The organism is Vibrio sp. 1249-1, from assembly GCF_033340495.1.
The window spans coordinates 732733-750695 of record NZ_JAWOWJ010000001.1 but is presented as its reverse complement, the minus strand read 5'-3'; the positions used below and the strand labels follow the sequence as shown (position 1 = coordinate 750695).

17 protein-coding genes are annotated in these 17963 nt (G+C 43.7%); 9 read left to right on the top strand and 8 right to left on the bottom strand.

Features of this window, described 5'->3' with window-relative positions; all coding sequences use genetic code 11:
- Window positions 1–46 precede the first annotated feature (46 nt).
- The 3 genes from fabV to R7Z50_RS03260 all read left to right on the top strand — a co-directional run bounded on the left by fabV (window position 47) and on the right by R7Z50_RS03260 (window position 5067).
- Window positions 47–1246, top strand: coding sequence for an enoyl-ACP reductase FabV (gene fabV / locus R7Z50_RS03270; RefSeq protein WP_132936450.1), 1200 nt, complete (start codon window positions 47–49; stop codon window positions 1244–1246).
- A gap of 180 nt (window positions 1247–1426) precedes the next feature.
- The gene (locus R7Z50_RS03265; RefSeq protein ID WP_047101140.1) at window positions 1427–3340 is read left to right on the top strand and encodes a sensor domain-containing phosphodiesterase; all 1914 of its coding nucleotides are present in this window, start codon (window positions 1427–1429) and stop codon (window positions 3338–3340) included.
- A 71-nt stretch (window positions 3341–3411) separates the two neighbouring features.
- Complete coding sequence (locus tag R7Z50_RS03260) at window positions 3412–5067, top strand: ABC-ATPase domain-containing protein (protein WP_064369257.1); 1656 nt, start codon at window positions 3412–3414, stop codon at window positions 5065–5067.
- Between the two features lie 79 nt (window positions 5068–5146).
- On the opposite strand, the gene R7Z50_RS03255 is transcribed toward R7Z50_RS03260, so the two are convergent.
- A complete protein-coding gene (locus R7Z50_RS03255) occupies window positions 5147–5767 on the bottom strand; it encodes a DNA-J related domain-containing protein (RefSeq protein WP_005376328.1) in 621 nt (206 codons plus the stop codon).
- Between the two features lie 128 nt (window positions 5768–5895).
- The gene (locus R7Z50_RS03250) at window positions 5896–6735 is read right to left on the bottom strand and encodes an isopenicillin N synthase family dioxygenase (protein WP_005376329.1); all 840 of its coding nucleotides are present in this window, start codon (window positions 6733–6735) and stop codon (window positions 5896–5898) included.
- 242 nt (window positions 6736–6977) lie between these two features.
- On the opposite strand from R7Z50_RS03250, the gene R7Z50_RS03245 reads away from it, so the two are divergent.
- Window positions 6978–7574 (top strand): DUF2238 domain-containing protein, encoded by a 597-nt coding sequence (locus R7Z50_RS03245; protein ID WP_005376330.1) that lies wholly within the window; start codon window positions 6978–6980, stop codon window positions 7572–7574.
- On the opposite strand, the gene cutA is transcribed toward R7Z50_RS03245, so the two are convergent.
- The 5 genes from cutA to R7Z50_RS03220 form a co-directional block, all read right to left on the bottom strand.
- On the bottom strand, window positions 7536–7868 hold the full coding sequence (cutA, locus tag R7Z50_RS03240; protein WP_017634166.1) for a divalent-cation tolerance protein CutA: 333 nt from the start codon (window positions 7866–7868) through the stop codon (window positions 7536–7538). The two genes, R7Z50_RS03245 and cutA, sit on opposite strands and share 39 nt — an antisense overlap.
- A gap of 14 nt (window positions 7869–7882) precedes the next feature.
- Window positions 7883–8134, bottom strand: a complete 252-nt coding sequence (locus R7Z50_RS03235; RefSeq protein ID WP_318148865.1) for a hypothetical protein — start codon at window positions 8132–8134, stop codon at window positions 7883–7885.
- Window positions 8118–9827 carry an SgrR family transcriptional regulator gene (locus tag R7Z50_RS03230; RefSeq protein WP_318148864.1) on the bottom strand — a complete coding sequence of 570 codons (1710 nt, stop codon included), beginning with the start codon at window positions 9825–9827 and terminating at the stop codon, window positions 8118–8120. Before R7Z50_RS03230 ends, R7Z50_RS03235 begins: the two co-directional genes overlap by 17 nt.
- 79 nt (window positions 9828–9906) lie before the next feature.
- Window positions 9907–10140: a DUF3389 domain-containing protein gene (locus R7Z50_RS03225; protein ID WP_005386281.1), complete on the bottom strand. Its 234-nt coding sequence runs from the start codon at window positions 10138–10140 to the stop codon at window positions 9907–9909.
- A gap of 6 nt (window positions 10141–10146) precedes the next feature.
- Entirely contained in the window at window positions 10147–10581 is a 435-nt protein-coding gene (locus R7Z50_RS03220; RefSeq protein ID WP_005376340.1) for a hotdog fold thioesterase, read from the bottom strand.
- A gap of 201 nt (window positions 10582–10782) precedes the next feature.
- Between R7Z50_RS03220 and R7Z50_RS03215 the strand changes: the two genes are divergently transcribed.
- Window positions 10783–11571: a M48 family metallopeptidase gene (locus R7Z50_RS03215; RefSeq protein ID WP_017634168.1), complete on the top strand. Its 789-nt coding sequence runs from the start codon at window positions 10783–10785 to the stop codon at window positions 11569–11571.
- Between the two features lie 74 nt (window positions 11572–11645).
- On the opposite strand, the gene R7Z50_RS03210 is transcribed toward R7Z50_RS03215, so the two are convergent.
- Window positions 11646–12674: a site-2 protease family protein gene (locus R7Z50_RS03210; protein WP_005376346.1), complete on the bottom strand. Its 1029-nt coding sequence runs from the start codon at window positions 12672–12674 to the stop codon at window positions 11646–11648.
- A gap of 422 nt (window positions 12675–13096) precedes the next feature.
- On the opposite strand from R7Z50_RS03210, the gene R7Z50_RS03205 reads away from it, so the two are divergent.
- The 4 genes from R7Z50_RS03205 (at window position 13097) to R7Z50_RS03190 (ending at window position 17954) form a co-directional block, all read left to right on the top strand.
- Window positions 13097–14332: an outer membrane protein transport protein gene (locus R7Z50_RS03205; protein WP_005376347.1), complete on the top strand. Its 1236-nt coding sequence runs from the start codon at window positions 13097–13099 to the stop codon at window positions 14330–14332.
- A gap of 20 nt (window positions 14333–14352) precedes the next feature.
- The gene (locus R7Z50_RS03200) at window positions 14353–16761 is read left to right on the top strand and encodes a VolA/Pla-1 family phospholipase (RefSeq protein WP_206969529.1); all 2409 of its coding nucleotides are present in this window, start codon (window positions 14353–14355) and stop codon (window positions 16759–16761) included.
- A 136-nt stretch (window positions 16762–16897) separates the two neighbouring features.
- Complete coding sequence (locus R7Z50_RS03195) at window positions 16898–17107, top strand: YgdI/YgdR family lipoprotein (protein WP_005376349.1); 210 nt, start codon at window positions 16898–16900, stop codon at window positions 17105–17107.
- Between the two features lie 289 nt (window positions 17108–17396).
- The gene (locus R7Z50_RS03190) at window positions 17397–17954 is read left to right on the top strand and encodes a PhnA domain-containing protein (RefSeq protein WP_005376350.1); all 558 of its coding nucleotides are present in this window, start codon (window positions 17397–17399) and stop codon (window positions 17952–17954) included.
- Window positions 17955–17963: the final 9 nt, after the last annotated feature.

The following is a 17963-nucleotide window of genomic DNA, read 5'->3' as shown; positions in this document are numbered from 1 at the left end:
TACGTTAATCTATTTTCAATTCCACTCATCGAGGATAGATAACAACATGCGAATAGAACCGTTAATTCAAGGTGTTGTTGCTCGCTCTGCGCACCCCAAAGGGTGTCATGCATCTATTAAAGAGCAAATTGAATACGTAAAACGCGCCCCACAGATCAAAAAAGGCCCAAAACGGGTTTTGATTATTGGTGCCTCCTCTGGTTTCGGCCTAGCGGCCCGAATCGCCCTAACGTTCGGTGGCGCTAACGCCGATACCATTGGCGTCTCATTTGAGCGTGGCCCTTCAGAGAAAGGGGTTGGGAGTGCGGGTTGGTATAACAACGTCTTTTTTAAGCAAGAAGCAAATCAAGCCGGGCATACCGCAATAAATATTGTTGGTGATGCATTCTCTGGTTCGGTGCGCAATCAAGTGATTGAAGCCATTGAAACGTACTTTGAGGGTGAAGTTGACTTAGTCATCTATAGCTTGGCAACCGGTGTTCGACCTAAACCTAAATCTGATGAGTTTTGGCGCAGTGTCATTAAACCGATTGGTGAGCCTGTCACTGGCGCTTCTATCATGCTGGAGAACGATAAGTGGATAGAAACCACCTTAACGCCAGCAACAGAAGAAGAAGCCAACGCCACCATTAAAGTAATGGGCGGCGAAGACTGGGAAAGCTGGATTGACACACTCATCAATAACGACTCTATTGCAAACGGCTGCAAAACCATCGCCTTTTCTTACATGGGCCCTGACATTACGCACCCAATTTATCTCGATGGTACGTTAGGTCGAGCGAAAATCGATTTACACCAAACCAGTCATTCATTAAACCTCAAACTCGCCAACTTTGACGGCGGTGCTTACGCAACCGTGTGTAAGGCGTTGGTGACGAAAGCCAGTGTATTCATCCCTGCGCTAAGTCCCTACCTGTTAGCGCTTTATCGAGTGATGAAGGAAAAAGGTACTCACGAACGCTGTATTGAACAAATGCAGCGACTGTTTACTACGAAGTTATACGATCAAGAGAAAGTGCCAGTTGACGGCGAACGCTTGATTCGAATAGATGACTTGGAACTTGAACCGCAAGTTCAACAAGAAGTCCACGCTCTTTTAGAACAGATGAATGCTGAAAACTTTAAAGAGATTGGTGATTACCAAGGTTTTAAAGATGAGTTTATGAAGCTCAATGGCTTTAACTTTGAAGATGTCGACTATTCGCAAGACATTTCTATTGAATCGTTAATGTCGCTTAAGCCTTGATACTTGTTACCTGTTTCAAGGATGAGATATGTGACAACTATTCCTAGTCCTGAACACTTTTCAGGACTTTTTTTTGTTTCGAGCCCTAGCCACCCTATACTTAATTAAAAAGCGAGAACAAAATAGAGCAGTCTGCATTTTTAATTCACAGGAAGTGAAACCACGTAAAGGATGACCTATATGGGGAGATTGCAAACATTAGACTACGAAATCCCTGAGTCTATGCGAAGAAGTTGGCAGGAAATCGTCAACTTACTGGCTCAAATAACACACGTACCCACCACATTAATTATGCGTATCCATCCGGATCGCATAGAAGTAAATACATCTAGCGAAACTCTAGGTAATCCTTATCGTACTGGCGATGCAGAGCAGCTTGGTAACGGTTTGTATTGCGAGCAAGTTATAGAACAGAAAGGCGAGCTTGTAATCCCCAATGCGCTTGAAGATGAAGAATGGCAAAATAACCCAGACATCAAACTAGGCATGATTTCTTATTGCGGCTTACCGCTATTCTGGCCAAATGGGGAGACATTTGGAACAATCTGTATGCTTGACTCTGAGAGAAACGAGTACAACGATAGTTACCGTCAGTTGCTTGAAACTTTCAAAGATTCAATCGAAGCACAGCTTTCAGTTGTGTACCAACAACATAAACTTCAGCGACTTAACACCGAGCTAAAGAGTCGAATTGAAAATCGTACCACGGATTTAGCCCAGTTAAGTTACTCCTTAACACAAGAGATTGATCGCCGTAAAGCCGCGGAAAAACAAGTGAGCTACCAAAAAACACATGATCAGGGAACTGGATTTCTAAATCGTTCTGCACTTGAGAACATTGTCCAATACACCTTACAGTCCCTTGATAGTGATCAGCAATCGCTTGTGGTCATCAACATTGGTTTTAGTAACGCTCGCAGTATTCAGACCAGGCACGGGTTCGAGGTCTTTGACAACATTTTAAAAGAATTTCACTCCAGATTAACCAGACACGGTGCTAGCGGATTTATCACTGGTAGACCAAGTTCGAATGACATGGTTTTATTGATTTGGGGAGAGGATATTGAAGCTCGGTTAAATCAACTATTAGATGATATCACTAAAATTAGCGTAGATGGATTTGTCTTCAACAAAACAGAAATACATTTGCACACGTATATCGGTATAGTTCAAGCTTACAAAGATTGCAGCAATGCTAAGCGTATCCTTCAACATGCATGTTACGCGATGCTTCTATGTAAAGAATCCGGCGAACCTTTTAGTTATTTTAGAGAAAATCATTCGGCGGATCTCAATAGTCACAATGAACTGGAAAGTTACCTTTTACAAGCAGTGCGTAACGACGATTTAGTGTTGTACTTTCAACCTCAAGTAGACTCCAAAACACGTAAATGGATTGGCGCAGAAGCCTTGCTTCGCTGGAGACATCCAATACTTGGCGACGTTTCCAACGAAGCATTGATACATATGGCCGAACAAAACGGGCTTATCTTTGAAGTTGGCTCTTTTGTTCTGCGTACCGCGATAGACAAAGCGAAACAATGGTCTGAGTTAATCGATAACTTCAAAATTGCCGTCAACGTTTCTCCCATTCAATTACAAAACGTAAATTTTGCAGAACAAGTGCAACACCTACTCGACACTTTCCATTTGCCAGCACACTTTCTCGAACTCGAAGTAACCGAGAGCGCTCTAATTGCTGATGAAATAGTAGCACGCACAACGTTAAATAAGTTGCATAAACTAGGTGTGACATTGTCACTTGATGACTTTGGTACAGGATATGCTTCGTTCAGCTATTTAAAGAAATATCCGTTTGATGCCATCAAAATTGATAAAAGCTTCGTCCAGCAAATGGAAAAGTCAGATGATGATCGCGAGATCATTTGTTCAATCATACACATTGCAAAAAAACTGGAACTCCAAGTAGTGATCGAGGGCATTGAATCCCACCAACAAGAGCAGTTTCTTATTGGTGAGGGTTGTGATATCGGACAAGGTTTTCTTTATGGTAAACCTATGCCTTGTAATGAATTTGAGCAAAGTTTGTTTAATCAGCGCCTTTCTGGCGGGCAATACGCCTACTCTTCCTAAGCATTCTCTTTACTATGAGGGCGGTGGTTTCTATAATCGCCGCCCGCTTCTATTAAAAGGCCAATATCTTCATGGATCAGTTGACTGCCACGCTTAAGAAAATTGAAAAGCAGAACTACCGAGCTTATCAGCAAATCAAAGGTCAATACGACTTCACTGATTTCACTTTGTTTGTCGATCATGTACAGGGTGACCCTTATGCATCGGCGTCACGTTTTCGTGCGACTCGCGCATGGTCTTTGACTGGTCTTGAGTGGCTAAGAGACGAGTCTCCTGCATTTCAAAGAGGTGCACGTGATTTTATTGCGCGTAGTTTTGAACAGTTTGCTAAACAAGAAAACTCAGTATCAATTTCACTGACAGGCCAAACTGTACTGGATAGCACCGCGGTGTTGTTTACTGAAGAAGGTATTGAACTGCGTTTTCGAGTTAACTTACCGGCTGAAGGTCGTTCAGTATTGGGGAAAAAAGCCAACAACATACTGACTTTCCACCTGCCTAAGTTTATCCGTCGAGCAACTTTAGAGCGTGAACTCGACAAAGCCGCTTTAATTAAGCACTGCCAAGTTGTTGAAGACCAAGATGCCCTGCGAGAACAGTTAGAGGCCAATAACTTAGTCGCGTTTGTCGCAAACGGCAGTATTCTTCCTCGAATTGCAGGTAATTGCGACCTTCCAATGAAAGAAGCCGTTGAGTTTAAAGCCCCTGAATCTCTACAAGCCACTTTACATGCGCCAAACAAGGGCCATGTCACAGGATTAGGAATTCCAAAAGGTATCACACTGATCGTAGGTGGCGGCTTCCACGGTAAATCTACCTTATTAAATGCAATAGAGCGTTCAATTTACGATCATATTCCAGGAGATGGCCGCGAATACATTGTTGCCGATAACAAGGCTATGAAGATTCGTGCCGAAGATGGCCGATGCGTACACCACTTGAACCTGTCGAACTACATCAACCATTTACCGATGGGTAAAGATACGGCGGACTTTTCTACTCAAGACGCATCAGGCTCAACGTCGCAAGCCGCTTGGCTTCAAGAGTCTATTGAAGCGGGTGCAAGCACATTATTGATTGATGAAGATACTTCTGCTACCAACTTCATGATTAGAGATGAGCGTATGCAGGCATTGGTGGCAAAAGGTGATGAGCCAATTACTCCTCTCGTCGACCGCATTGGTCAATTACGAGATGATCTTGATATCTCTACCATTATCGTTATGGGTGGGTCGGGCGACTACTTAGACGTTGCCGATACCGTCATTCAAATGCACGACTACCAAGCCGTTGATGTGACTGAAAAAGCGAAAGAAGTTATCGCTCAGCACCCTACTCAACGCCATAACGAGTCAGAAGAACGTTTACAGACCTTCCCACCTCGAGCACTGAACCGCGTTGCGTTGATGAATATTCTGACTGACGGCAAGTTCCGTGTGAATGCGAAAGGCAAAGAGTCACTTCGATTTGGTAAAGAGTTTACTGATCTTAGCGCTTTGGAACAGATAGAGTCAGCCGATGAAGTCAACACAATTGGCTGGTTATGGTTCCAAATTGCTCAACTTCCAGGTTGGTGTAATCATCCGGCGAAGGAGATTGAAGAAATGCTGTCTGGTGAGTGGCATGCCGCTCTTCCTAAACAAGGCGACTTAGCCAAACCACGCACACTAGACGTTATGGCTGCCCTCAACCGCATGCGAAAATCTCAGTTTAAGTCATCATGCTAGTTTTGATACGCTGACAGAGACAGTTCAATCAAAAGGCAGCTATAGTTAGCTGCCTTCCTTTATCTTTATTCTTAGCGAATCATTCGTTTCTCAGTACATTCCACGCTTCACAAAGAACTCTAAATCTTTCTGCATCGCCATTTTCTCGATCAGGATGCCAACGAAGCGCGAGTTTTCGCCATTGTTTTCTAATTTCCGCAGGCGTAGCGTCAGTGTTAAGTTCAAATAGTGACAGTGCCTTTGTCTTATCTACGCTGGCTACTGACGAACCACCGATGAACTTTTGATAAGTTGTCCAAAATTCATTCAACAGTCGACGCACTTCATCTTCGTCCGCTTCGTAATTGCGCCAATCTAAGTAATACTCACGCAAAGGATCATGAATATCGATCTTATGCCTCAAAGCTTCCATCGAAGACATGAGCTGAATATCCATGGCTTCGACTTGAAGCCAGCTATCCGGATACAGAGTGTCTTGCAGTTGATATAATGCATTCATGATCAGGAAGTTTCTTTTGAATAAATCCTTATCGGGAGAGTCGTCCAGCTTTGAAATATAACCTTGTTCACCCAACGAGCTTGCCAAGGTGTGCACTTTCCAATTAGAGGGCTGTTTTCTCAGAATTTCTAGCATTGGCCAAAGCAGCGGATTTTCTATTGCATGAGGCTCAATACTATTGACAGTACGTTGTCCTTCCATTCATCCTCTCTGACACGAGTTTAGGGCCCCATTCACGGCACAAAAAACATAGTTTCCACTTTGTAGCATAAATGCAAAAAGGCCGATAGTCATTCACCATCGGCCTTTGTAAGGAGATCACGTAAAGGTTAAATAACCCCTAGCTCACGTAAACGTTCCATAAGGTAGCTATGTGCAGTGTAGCGCTCAGATAACACCACTTCCGGCTTTGGATGCAGGAACAACGGTAATGAGATACGTGACTTTTCTTGACGGCCACCCGTAGGGTTGATTACACGGTGAGTCGTTGAAGGGAAATAACCACCTGACGCTTCTTGAAGCATATCACCAATGTTGATGATTAAGTTCCCGAAGTCACATGGTACATCGATCCAATCACCCTCTTTACTCTTTACTTGCAGTCCAGGTTCATTAGCAGCAGGCAAAACCGTTAACAGGTTAATGTCTTCATGCGCAGCAGCACGAATAGCGCCTGGCTCTTCTTCGCCTGTCATCGGTGGGTAGTGAAGCACGCGTAGTAATGTTTTGTCACTGTTATTGATCATTTCTGACAACGCGATAGAGAACTTCTCTTGAACGTCCTTAGGTGCGTACGCTTCAACCCAACCTAATAGCTCTTGAGCAAATGCATTGGCACGCTCGTAGTACTCTAAGATTTCAGCTTTAAGCTGCTCTGGGATCTGCCCCCAAGGGTAAACATGAAAGTACTCTTTGATGTCTTTCACTTTGTGCCCTTTCGCCACTTCAGACACAGAAGGTGGGAAGTAGCCATCTTGGGTGTCTACGTTAAAGTGAAAATCATTCTTTTGATCTGAACAGAAAAACTCATGCCAGTTTTTGTAAATTGACTCTACAAGCTCTTGTGGAATCGGGTGGTTTTTCAACACACCAAACCCCGTTTCTCGTAGAGAGGTAACGAACTGTTGAGCAGCATCGTCAGCAAGATAATCGACAGTTTCCAGTTTCATGGCTTTACTTCTTTTTTATTAGACTGAATCATGGATTCTATGGATGGGCATGTTGTAAATCAAACTTTAATGAAAAGTGCACGCGCAAACGTTTTAATGTTGAGCAGTTTGCCAATAAATCAACATTTTCAGTGATCAAAAAACCCATTAAAATATCAATTGCACACCGTTCAATTAAGTGCAATCATTAACACAATCTATGGAGTCCCACTGTAAGATAAATTGAAGGATCAAATAACTCTATGAAAAGCACCTCGACACTCTTAGGATTAACGATTTTTTATGCCATCGTGTTTTTATTTTCTGCGTTGGAACCTAACTCACGTGCAGTTTGGTTTGCGGAGATTATCCCGGCGATTGGTATTCTTGTTGCTATTTGGGCGATTTCGATTCGCTATCAGTTCAGTAATACGGCTTACTTTTTAATGTTCATCTGGCTCTGTTTGCACACTATCGGTGCGAAATATACGTTCTCCGAAGTGCCGTTTGACTGGTTTAACGACATGATTGGTTCAGAGCGAAATAATTTTGATCGCGTTGCGCACTTTTCAATTGGCCTTTACGCATATCCGATCGCTGAATACTTGATAAACAAAAAACGGTTCAACAAAGCGTTCTCTTGCTGGTTTGCTTTGTTTGCTATCATGTCACTTGCTGCTGGCTATGAGATTATCGAATGGTGGTATGCGGAGTTGGCTGGTGGCGATGAGGGAATTGCCTTTCTGGGCTCGCAAGGTGACATATGGGACGCCCAGAAAGATATGTTGTGCGATACCGTTGGTGCAGTGTTGTCGTTATTCTTAATGTCGGCTCAACGTCGATTCTCTCAACCATTCTAAATAAGGGTTAAACCCATCAACAATTGGAACCTGTACGATTTGAGCTACCTCGTATTCGTGCAGGTTTTCTATTTTCTCTTCCACCAATTCATAAAGTTCTCGACGAGTTTTGATGACTAGCAACCATTCGTTGTCAGTACAAACCTCCCCTTTCCAAACGTAGTGGCTTTCAATAGGCATTGTTTGAATACACGCGGCTAATTGGGCATCTAGCAAACCTTTAATGATCTGATCTCGATTTTTTTCATTACTGGTTGTACTTAAAACCATGCAATAGTCATGTTTCATACTCATTTTCTAGCCCTTTATTATTTCATCGTCACTTTGCCGCCAATCATTTTGTAAGCGGGGGTTCCTCTTACTAGGGTATCTCTTGCAAACTCTTGTCCGCAAGCGGGGCAAATACATGGGGTTTGTGTGAAATCGTCAACAATGCGCTCTTTGAAGCATTTAACCAGTGCGCCTTTCCCGCTTTTACGGTACTTAAATAGTTGAGTTTTACATTTAGAGCAAAAGATATCGACGGTTTTCGTCGGTTGTTTTTTATTCGGTTTCGCCATGGTTACTTTCTATATCCGGTTTGACCCATACATTATTAAAATCAAACCAACCTAAGGCATTACACTTTGCATTTTGTAACGCACCGCTGTGGTCTTTATTCACGCCTAGCCAGCAGTGAAACATAGGAATCACCTGACAGCTTTTTACTAACTGTCGTCCTAGCTCACGCGCAGGAAAGTCTGTGTGCATGCCGGCACGCCATTGATCGACAAGTTTAGCCCATTCACTAAAATCGTAACCTGAACTGAACTTCTCAATATCACTGTAATCCAGGAGCCAGCCCGCCAACGCGTCATTTCGGTTCGTTGCAATGCCCATAGCTTTCACCCAGATATCCACTTCCTCAGGCGCGGGCGGTTGAGAATCATAACAAATAAACTCAACCTCTATACCGTGCGGTTTTAAGAGTGTCTTGATGGCCTTGGCAACTACTGGAAACATCGGATGCTTTTTCTGATACGCTACGGAAATTACCTTATTAGCCTGTGGTACGCTGCCCGCTTCCGCTGGCCTGAGGTCAATCCAACCGGGCTTAAGGCCAAAGGCTTGCAATACTCCCAGTTCCATCACTTTATCTTGTGGAACATGCGCGTAAATCTGGTGACTGTTGAGGGTTTGCGAGAGGAACTCTGCCCAACGTGGATCTTTTGCAATTCCGGTGTTTTTGTTTAGTAATAGGAATGTACAGCCAGGGTCCAGCTCGACTTCATCGGATGAACCTTGTTTATCCATCTTCGGCTTTGACAGGCTTGGATAAACCATTGAAGAATAGGCTTCATCGATTACCCACACCTCCACTTGGTCAAGTAAAGGGCGAAAACCAAAGTAGCCATCAAAAGCAGTCAAAATAAGACGCTTATCATCATTCATTTTAACTTGGAACGGCCCTGTCCCTATCGGTTGTCTATCGAAGCTTTCAGAACGCAAAGCACTCGGTAGCAAAATTTTTGCTTGCGACTCACTCAGAGCCAGAGGAAGGTAGCGATCAGGACGGACGAGCTCAATATCAACGGTCCACTCTTGTGGTGAAGACACCCGCTTTATGTGAGAAAACAAGTTCAAGCTATTTAACGCAAGCACACTTTCAAGAACACAACTAGTTGTTAACGGTTCACCGTTATGAAAGCGTACTCCACGACGAAGATAAAAACGCCAATGTGTATCAGAAATTGCTTCCCACGTGTGGGCTAAATCTGGTTGAAGTTGTTCATTTTCATCAAGGCGAGTGAGTCCGCTAAAAATTTGTCTGGCGATGTGCTGTTCAGAACGCCGCATCGGTTTCTGCGGGTTTAACATCGACAATGGTCGATAATAAGGCAAACGCACGACCTGCTCGCCCTGTCGATGCTGAAGCCCTAAATAACCTTGGATAACCTGCGTCAATCGTGCCGCATCGTTATCAAGCGCATCTAGAGCCTGACCGATTTTCCCTTCATCGAGATAACGCCTGGCGAGGTTTTCGCTGACGTCGCTTCGATTACGTTTAAAAACGAGTTTCGAAAGTTTTCCTCGACCCGCTGCCGGATGCCACTCAATCCAGCCCTCTTCTTCAAGTTTATTTAGAACAATACGAGCATTACGACGTGTACAAAACAACGCTTCGGTGATGTCTTCGAGCTGAACGTCCGTATCGTGACCGGAAAATTTTTCAAACAGTGTTTCGAACTGAACACGTAAACGAGGGCTACTCATAAAGAGGAAATTCTTATCTTGTTGTCGATAAGCTAAGTTTCCTCATTTTTACCAAAAAGTGCAAACATCACACTATAAATTATTGAATATCGATACCAATTTCTCGCGAAAGTTCAGCCAGTTGTACCTCGTTGTCGAGCTTGATAGACCATTTGCACTCTGCTCCATGAGATAAAACAACGTTCGCTCCTCTACCCAGCAACTGAATTGCATCGGTTTGCGCTTGCAAGGTTACCATTGCACTACCGGAGAGCTTAATCACTATTTCACGCTGGGTTGCAATGATTTTTCCTAATGAAAACTCAATCACCATCTTAGTTTATACCGACTTTGTTTTGTGTTGTTTCACAGCGATGGTCAAGCGACTGGTACACACTAAACGGCCTCGCTCATCAGTGATATCGATTTGCCACACTTGCGTTGAAATACCCAGATGAAGCGGTTTTGCCGTACCAATCACATGACCACTTCGCATGGCTCGCACATGGTTCGCGTTAATATCTAAACCGACGCAGTAGCTGCCCTCATCGACAGAGAAGTTTGCAGCCAATGAGCCTAATGTTTCTGCGAGCACGACTGATGCACCACCGTGAAGCATTCCTAAAGGTTGATGAGTAAAGCTGCATACGGGCATGGTTGCTGTAAGGGAGTCGTCAGTGAAATCTGTATATTTAATTTGTAGGTGCTCGATCAGGGTATTTTTTGACGTGGCATTCAGAATCTCTATGCTTACGGGCTTTTTCCATATACTCATTGTTTTACTCTTAGTTTCACAAACTGGTTTGTTAGGTTTTAACGATGTGCTAGGAAGCTAGCATAGACGCTACTTGGGCATAACTTCAAGACGTAACATCTCACCTTCTTTATTAATCAGATGAATAACTTGATCCATGCATCATGTTACTATTTGGGTATATACTATTGCTTCAAAACAAAAAATTAAATGGAGCCTATTATGAAGGTATGGATGAAAGCCTCTGCTCTTTTAACTATCGCGGGTTTAACAGCGTGTAGCGCATCACCGACGGGTCGCAACCAGATCCTGATGTTTTCAGATCAGGAAATGTCATCGCTTGGCGCTAAATCTTTCGAACAAATGAAGAAAGATATCCCAATCAGCAAAGACCGCAAAACGAATGCCTACGTTCAATGCGTTGCCAAACACATCACTGACACCATTCCCGCTCAATCTGGATTTAAAGACTGGGAAGTCGTTGTTTTTGATAGTGAACAAGTCAATGCGTTTGCTCTACCAGGTGGGAAGATCGGCGTGTATACCGGGCTTTTAGATGTCGCGAAAAACCAAGATCAGTTGGCAACAGTCATTGGTCACGAAGTCGCTCACGTCCTCGCTGACCACAGTAATGAACGTCTCTCACAAAGTCAGTTAGCAAATGCCGGGTTGTCTCTAGCAAACGTTGCCATTGGCGCTTCCGAGTACAAACAGTATCAACAAATGACGATGGCGGCACTTGGTGTCGGTGTCCAATACGGTGTTATTTTGCCATACGGTCGTACTCAGGAATCTGAGGCTGATATTGTCGGGCTGGAATTCATGGCAAAAGCAGGTTTCGACCCACGTCAAAGTGTCGATTTATGGAAAAATATGAGTGCTGCATCAGGTGGTTCTCAACCACCTGAATTCTTCTCAACCCACCCATCGCACAGTACGCGCATTAAAGATTTACAAGCAACCATAAATAAGCTGCCTGCGTATAACGCGAAAGCACCAAGATGTGGCTAATTCATTGCTACTATCGTCTACTACTTAAGCTTGCCAAATAAAAAAGCTCCCTAGGGAGCTTTTAATGATTCTAATCAAGTGCCCAATATCTGTAGCGGCAAACTTAACAAACTATCTCCGAGAGTGGCAAAATACCAGATGATAGAAACAAAACCTCCGACAGAGACCAAGTACCAAGCCAGTGAGAATAGCTGCCCATAACGGGTTAATGGCAATAAATGGCTTTGATGTCGAGCTCTCCATTCCATCACCACTTCCAACATTCCCATTAACAATAAAAACCCTAGCAACGTCAGACCGAAATAGTAACTGATAAAAATGCCTAATAAAGCGGTCGCAATACTGCCAACTAACCCGACCCAAGTATTCATTGAGAAGGTAATACTTTTGAGCACATGGCCACCATCTAATGGTAAAATAGGCAGCAGATTAAATAGGTTTAGCAAGGCGTTAAACACAGCAAGCCCAGCGAAGATCACCTCACCAGTCATCCAATAAAGCAAAGTAAAAACAATACTAAGTACTAAACCGAAAAATGGTCCCATGATTGAGATAACCACATCCTGCCAGCGCGTGTTTATCTTTTCGTCACTTAGCGCCAAACCACCTAGGAATGGAATCAAATAGATTCCTTTGGTCTTCATTCCAAAATACTTCATCGCTCTAATGTGACCATATTCATGGAAAACCAAACAAGCGATCAACGCTAGCGCGAACTCGATGGAAAATAGCCAAGAATATGCAGCGAGACTTGCAGACGCTAACGCCACTTTAATAACTTTCGCACTTTTAAGTGCTTTCATCCCAAGAGATACGAGGCCTATTACACTTAAACGCTTTTCGGATGGTGGCGTAACTTCTGGCACTTGGCGCTCGATGTCTTTTTCATTTCGACAACCTTCATTGATGAGCTCACCGTTAATTGTGACCTTGTAACTCAATTCAAACGGTTGCCATGTTAAAGAACACTCCAAATGACAGTTCAGGATTTCCTCACCCGCAGAGAGCTTAAACTGGTGTAGACAAGTCTCTGCGGTATTGTCACTGGCATCGATTTGAGACACCAACGTATTATCCCAATATAACTGCTGCCACCCAGCCATCGATCCTTCGAGCCTTAGCGAACGACCTAAAAATTCAACATTCAGTAATTCCAATGCGGTTCCTATTGCGTCTATTGAATAACTACATAGCGAGCGCGAATTATGCCTGTGAAGTGAAGAAACCGCAAAGCGAGCTATCTCTTGATTTGATCGTTATTTAACTATAAAGCTCGCAAAACAATTCTGGTCGTACCATTCTCTTCAAAAATATAACGATAATACATGCCCTTACAAGCCATCGTTTGACCTATGCATCATATTTAAAACGCAAAATACGCTCAAACTTTGACAAGTTATTAAACATACAATTAACATTACATTTACATCACCGTTGTATTTCGCGTATTAACAATTGGTGTAAGTACCACACAACAATTACAAGGACTTCGGTCCAGCATTATGACACCCTAGGAGGGTCAAGGATGAACAAGAAGCACTGCTCTCTGCTTACAATTTCAATATTGTTTGCGTGTAATGCCCACTCAGCGGGCTTCCAGGTAGCTGAACATTCGGCATCTGGTCTTGGTCGAGCATTTTCAGGTGAAGGGGCTGTCGCAGATAATGCCAGCGTCCTTGCCCGTAACCCTGCAGCAATGACACTTTTCAAAGAAGCTCAATTTTCGGGCGCGTTATCTATCATCGACCCTGAAGTCGATGTGTACGACACTGTAAACAATGAACACGCGAAAGATGTCGCCCCTTTACAGATCGTGCCAGCAGGTTATTACATCAGCCCTATCAATGATAACTGGGCTTGGGGTATCGGTATGTTCACAACATACGGTGTTGCTACTGACTATCCAAATGATATTTCCGCAGGTGATATGGCGGGTGACACTTCCCTACTTTCAGTAAACATCAACCCTAATGTCGCTTACCGTATCAACGAGTCTTTCAGTGTCGGTGGTGGTATCAACCTCGTATACGCTGAAGCAGAGCTGACTCGCCACAAAGGCGCACTCGCCGGTATTTTAGGTGGTAATAAGTCCGATAACCTTGTCGGCATGGAAGGTGAAACTTTCGCTTGGGGTTGGAATGTCGGCGCTTTATTTGAGCTAAATGAAAACAACCGTTTTGGCTTTGGCTACCGCTCTAAGGTTGATCTAGATTTTGATGACGGTGAGTTTAGTAGTTACGACTCTGGTCGAGCTTCATCACCAAAAGTTGATGGCCGTTTAAAAATCTCTCTCCCTTCAATTATCGAATTATCGGCTTTCCATCAACTGAATGAACAATGGGCTGTACATTACGGCTGGCAACAAACCGACTGGAGCACATTTAAAGAACTAAAAGCGACCAGTAACGAATGTAATGACGGAGTATGTTTCTTTAAACCTGAGAAATATGAAGACAACAATCGCTACTCCATTGGTGCAACTTACATACTTAATACAGACTGGACATTCCGTGCAGGCTTTGCGTACGACGAACAAGCAGGTGAAGCGACATTGAGTATTCCTGACAGTGACCGTTTTTGGTACAGCGCGGGCCTAACTTACGCAATGAGTGAGAATTTAACTTTCGATGCAGGCTTTGCACTTGTTAAGAGTAAATCAGGCTCTTTCACTGAGACAAATGCTCTGGGTGAAGAGATTAAGTTTGACTCAGAAGGTACTGCTTACATCAGCGCGGTACAGATGAACTACACCTTCAAATAATGGGATTACGGAGTAAACCAATGAAACACACGTTTAAATTATCAATGCTTTGTTCTGCAATCCTTCTTGCTGGTTGTGGTGATGATACCTCCAGTTCTGGTACTTCCGACAAAGTTCAATTTGAAGATGAAGTCCAAGCATTGCTTGATCGCGAAACATCCATCAGTTTTACGCTTCAAGGAGCGAACGCAGATGTACCGGCACCGTCTTACTTATTAATGGACACAAGCGATGGTACGCTTGGTCTGCCAACTGATGGCGATGATGCTTTAACCAACCCTAGAGCCTCAATGAACACGATGGATGGATGGTCAACGTCTATGCCAATCGTTCTTAACTTCAACGGCGACGGTTTTGCAACGGGCATGCTGTCGTCTGGTGTTAAAGTCATCAAGATTAATCAACGCTTAACCGAGTGGGACCGCAAATCTAACCCAATCGAAGAAGAGCTTGTTCAGAACCAAGACTACGTAGTTCAAGCAAAAGGTAACTCTCTATACATCCAGTTCTTGGCTGCACTTGATGAGTCAAGCGAGTACATTTTTGCGGTCACACAAGATGTTACTGACGTAAATGGTGAGCCAATTGGTACATCTGCAAGCTATGCAACTGGTAAATCGAAAGAGATCGTTTATGAAACTGGCGACCTTGCTTCTGTTCAAGCAGTCACTCAGGCGGTTGAAGGAATTTTTGGTATTGCCAAAGTAAACCCTGCAGACATCGTTTATTCTTCATGGTTCAGCACCCAGTCAGTAGGTGATACGTTAGCGGCAGTCAAAGGAGTAACCGCTACTGGTTTTTCTACTGGCGCAAACACACTAAATACCGTTTACAAAAATGACTCAAACGAAGGTTCAGTTGACTTATCAACGGCCTACACAATAACGCTCGGTGAAACCCAAGACTTTAGCACTGCGCTAGACTCTGACGATGACTTTAGTAAATACATTAGCGATCTAGACGCAGCTAAAACGGCAATTAAAGGCCTTTACATGCAATCAGGTGCCGATGTAAGCGTGACACAAGGTGTGGTAAGACTGCCTCATTACTTGGAAAAAGGCGCAAGCTGGAACATGCAACCAATGGTATCTGCGATGCCAAGCCTAGCGAAGCTAAGCGCAGCATTAGCGGATCCGAACGAGCAAGCAAACATGGTTCAGCAGCTATCAACAGGCGTTTTTGCAAATGATCCTGTTGATGTGACAAAGCTTGCTACAGATCCTACAGAGCAGCTAAAACTTGTTGGAGCTAAGCTTACTCTTACCGATGGTACCCAGCTTGATAGTGAGCGTATTATTACTCGCTACTCGCCTGTTCCCGTAGTGAAATCGGTTGAAGATGTCGAAGTACTGGTCTTCACACCTAAATCTGGCGTCGCGGCAGACGTTGTGATTTATCAACACGGCATCACCTCAGCGAAAGAGAATGCGTACGCGTTCGCGTTCAATATGGTAAAAGCAGGTGTGGCAGTTATCGCTATTGACTTACCTATTCATGGTACGCGCAGCTTAGATGAACAACGTTCCGCAAATGCGAATGTACTGGCTTATCTAAATCTTTCCAACTTAGCCGTTGCGCGTGACAACCTACGTCAAAGTGTTCTGGATGTGTTAGGTTTGCGCGCTAGCTTGGTAGTATCTGCTCAAGGCGGTCTTTTAGCTGGAGGTCCTCTGCAAGGCTTCAACCCAATGACGGGTTCAAAAGTCAAAATGCTAGGTCATTCACTTGGCGGTATTGTAGCTACATCTGCCGTCGCAGCAGCAAACAATACATTGGGCAGCCCTACTGCGGATGCGCTGTACACCTTTAGTTCTGCATCAGTACAGAACTCTGGTGGACAAATTGGTAATTTGTTACTGGGTTCAGACAATTACGGCCCTCAGATCAAACATAACCTCGCTTATGCAGCATCAAAAGACTATGCGAATTACGCTGATGCATCATGTGCGGATCTAGAAGATAAAACATGTTACGAAGCATTTGAGGCTGCGGCAACGGAAGCTCAAGTAGCAGCGCTAGAAGCAGGTTTCTCACAATTTATCTATGCAGCACAGACTACACTAGACACTGTCGATCCGTTCACAAACGCTTCAGATTTAGTGGCATCTGGTTCGCTAACGACACCATTCTTTATGACAGAAGTGGATGGCGATAGCACAGTACCAAACAGCGTTCCAAATGCACCATTCGCGGGTACTGAACCGCTTGCTAATAAGCTAGGGTTGAAGACTGTGAACAGTACGGACACTGATGTGAATGCAACTGCGAGCTTTGTACAGTTTAATGCTACTGCATCGCACAGTACTTTTGCTTCGCCAAATGGCACTCTGTCTGATATTGATCATCATGTAGAGATGCAGATGGAAAACACTGACTTCTTAATGGATGACGCACTAACAGGTGTCACTAACACTTCTGTTTTGAAGTAATCGCAACGCCCTTCCTACCAAAGCCCAGTTTCTACTGGGCTTTTTCATTTCAATTGTATTCAAACCCACTCATATTTCCTCTGCTATAGTTAAAACGATGTCTTTGCCTAACTCACTTGTTTAAAAGGAAAACTCTATGCGCGTATTGACTGTTATTGCCACTGTATTACTTCTTGCTGCATGCGGAAGTAGCCAATATCTGATGTCGACAAATGAAGGGAAAATTATTACCTCTTACGGTAAACCAGACCTGAACGAGGAAACGGGTATGTACGAGTATGAAGACATGGATGGTAAAGAAATGAGTATTTCAAAAGAGCAAATTGTCCAGATTGTCGAACGTTAACGACAGGCCCTCTGTAAATTAGAGGGCTATGTTCTAGCCACCCTCTCTCTACATTTACCTCTTTTAGGTTTGTAATCGTTGTAGAAATTGACACAACCAATTCATAAACCAAAACAATTAATAGTGTCTTTTATACTTCCGTATTATTTATTTAGCGAATATTTTACATCTTCACCTTAATCAGGTTGGAGTATTGTAAAATCTAATCTTTAATTCGCTAACACCCTTTTATTTCTCAGGATAAAGTGGATAATACCGCCACAAAATAACATTACTAAGGTGAGTCCTTATGTCTATTGAAGCTACTCTGCTTGCGCGCTGCGAGTCAAAATGTGAACTGTGTTCTTCTGAATCTCAACTAACTGCATACGCTGTCCCACCTCACGGTAATGTGACGGTTGATACTGCCATCATGGTTTGTGATAAGTGTCTGGGTGAGATCGATGAGCCAAAAGACATTAACCACTGGCGTTGTCTAAACGAAAGCATGTGGAGCCAGGTTCCTGCTGTACAAGTGACTGCATGGCGCCAACTCACTCGCCTAAACACAGAAAGCTGGGCTCAAGATGCTCTTGACATGATGTACATGGAAGAAGAGCAAATGAACTGGGCAATGAAAGGGATGTCTGCTGACGATAAAACGGTTGACTGTAACGGCACTGAACTTAAGAAAGGTGACGATGTAACAGTAATTAAAGACCTACCAGTAAAAGGCACTAACCAAGTAATCAAACAAGGTACAGTGATTCGTGGTATTAGCCTTGGCGATGATCCAAAGCTAGTTTCGGGTAAGGCAAATGGTGGTCAGTCGATGTACGTGATCGCAGAATACTGCCGCAAGAAGTAATATCGCACT

Excerpts from the sequence above, each read along its gene's own strand:
- fabV (WP_132936450.1), top strand. The coding sequence starts at position 47 with ATGCGAATAGAACCGTTAATTCAAGGTGTTGTTGCTCGCTCTGCGCAC.
- R7Z50_RS03265 (WP_047101140.1), top strand. The coding sequence starts at position 1,427 with ATGGGGAGATTGCAAACATTAGACTACGAAATCCCTGAGTCTATGCGA.
- R7Z50_RS03260 (WP_064369257.1), top strand. The coding sequence starts at position 3,412 with ATGGATCAGTTGACTGCCACGCTTAAGAAAATTGAAAAGCAGAACTAC.
- R7Z50_RS03255 (WP_005376328.1), bottom strand. The coding sequence starts at position 5,767 with ATGGAAGGACAACGTACTGTCAATAGTATTGAGCCTCATGCAATAGAA.
- R7Z50_RS03250 (WP_005376329.1), bottom strand. The coding sequence starts at position 6,735 with ATGAAACTGGAAACTGTCGATTATCTTGCTGACGATGCTGCTCAACAG.
- R7Z50_RS03245 (WP_005376330.1), top strand. The coding sequence starts at position 6,978 with ATGAAAAGCACCTCGACACTCTTAGGATTAACGATTTTTTATGCCATC.
- cutA (WP_017634166.1), bottom strand. The coding sequence starts at position 7,868 with ATGAGTATGAAACATGACTATTGCATGGTTTTAAGTACAACCAGTAAT.
- R7Z50_RS03235 (WP_318148865.1), bottom strand. The coding sequence starts at position 8,134 with ATGGCGAAACCGAATAAAAAACAACCGACGAAAACCGTCGATATCTTT.
- R7Z50_RS03230 (WP_318148864.1), bottom strand. The coding sequence starts at position 9,827 with ATGAGTAGCCCTCGTTTACGTGTTCAGTTCGAAACACTGTTTGAAAAA.
- R7Z50_RS03225 (WP_005386281.1), bottom strand. The coding sequence starts at position 10,140 with ATGGTGATTGAGTTTTCATTAGGAAAAATCATTGCAACCCAGCGTGAA.
- R7Z50_RS03220 (WP_005376340.1), bottom strand. The coding sequence starts at position 10,581 with ATGAGTATATGGAAAAAGCCCGTAAGCATAGAGATTCTGAATGCCACG.
- R7Z50_RS03215 (WP_017634168.1), top strand. The coding sequence starts at position 10,783 with ATGAAGGTATGGATGAAAGCCTCTGCTCTTTTAACTATCGCGGGTTTA.
- R7Z50_RS03210 (WP_005376346.1), bottom strand. The coding sequence starts at position 12,674 with ATGGCTGGGTGGCAGCAGTTATATTGGGATAATACGTTGGTGTCTCAA.
- R7Z50_RS03205 (WP_005376347.1), top strand. The coding sequence starts at position 13,097 with ATGAACAAGAAGCACTGCTCTCTGCTTACAATTTCAATATTGTTTGCG.
- R7Z50_RS03200 (WP_206969529.1), top strand. The coding sequence starts at position 14,353 with ATGAAACACACGTTTAAATTATCAATGCTTTGTTCTGCAATCCTTCTT.
- R7Z50_RS03195 (WP_005376349.1), top strand. The coding sequence starts at position 16,898 with ATGCGCGTATTGACTGTTATTGCCACTGTATTACTTCTTGCTGCATGC.
- R7Z50_RS03190 (WP_005376350.1), top strand. The coding sequence starts at position 17,397 with ATGTCTATTGAAGCTACTCTGCTTGCGCGCTGCGAGTCAAAATGTGAA.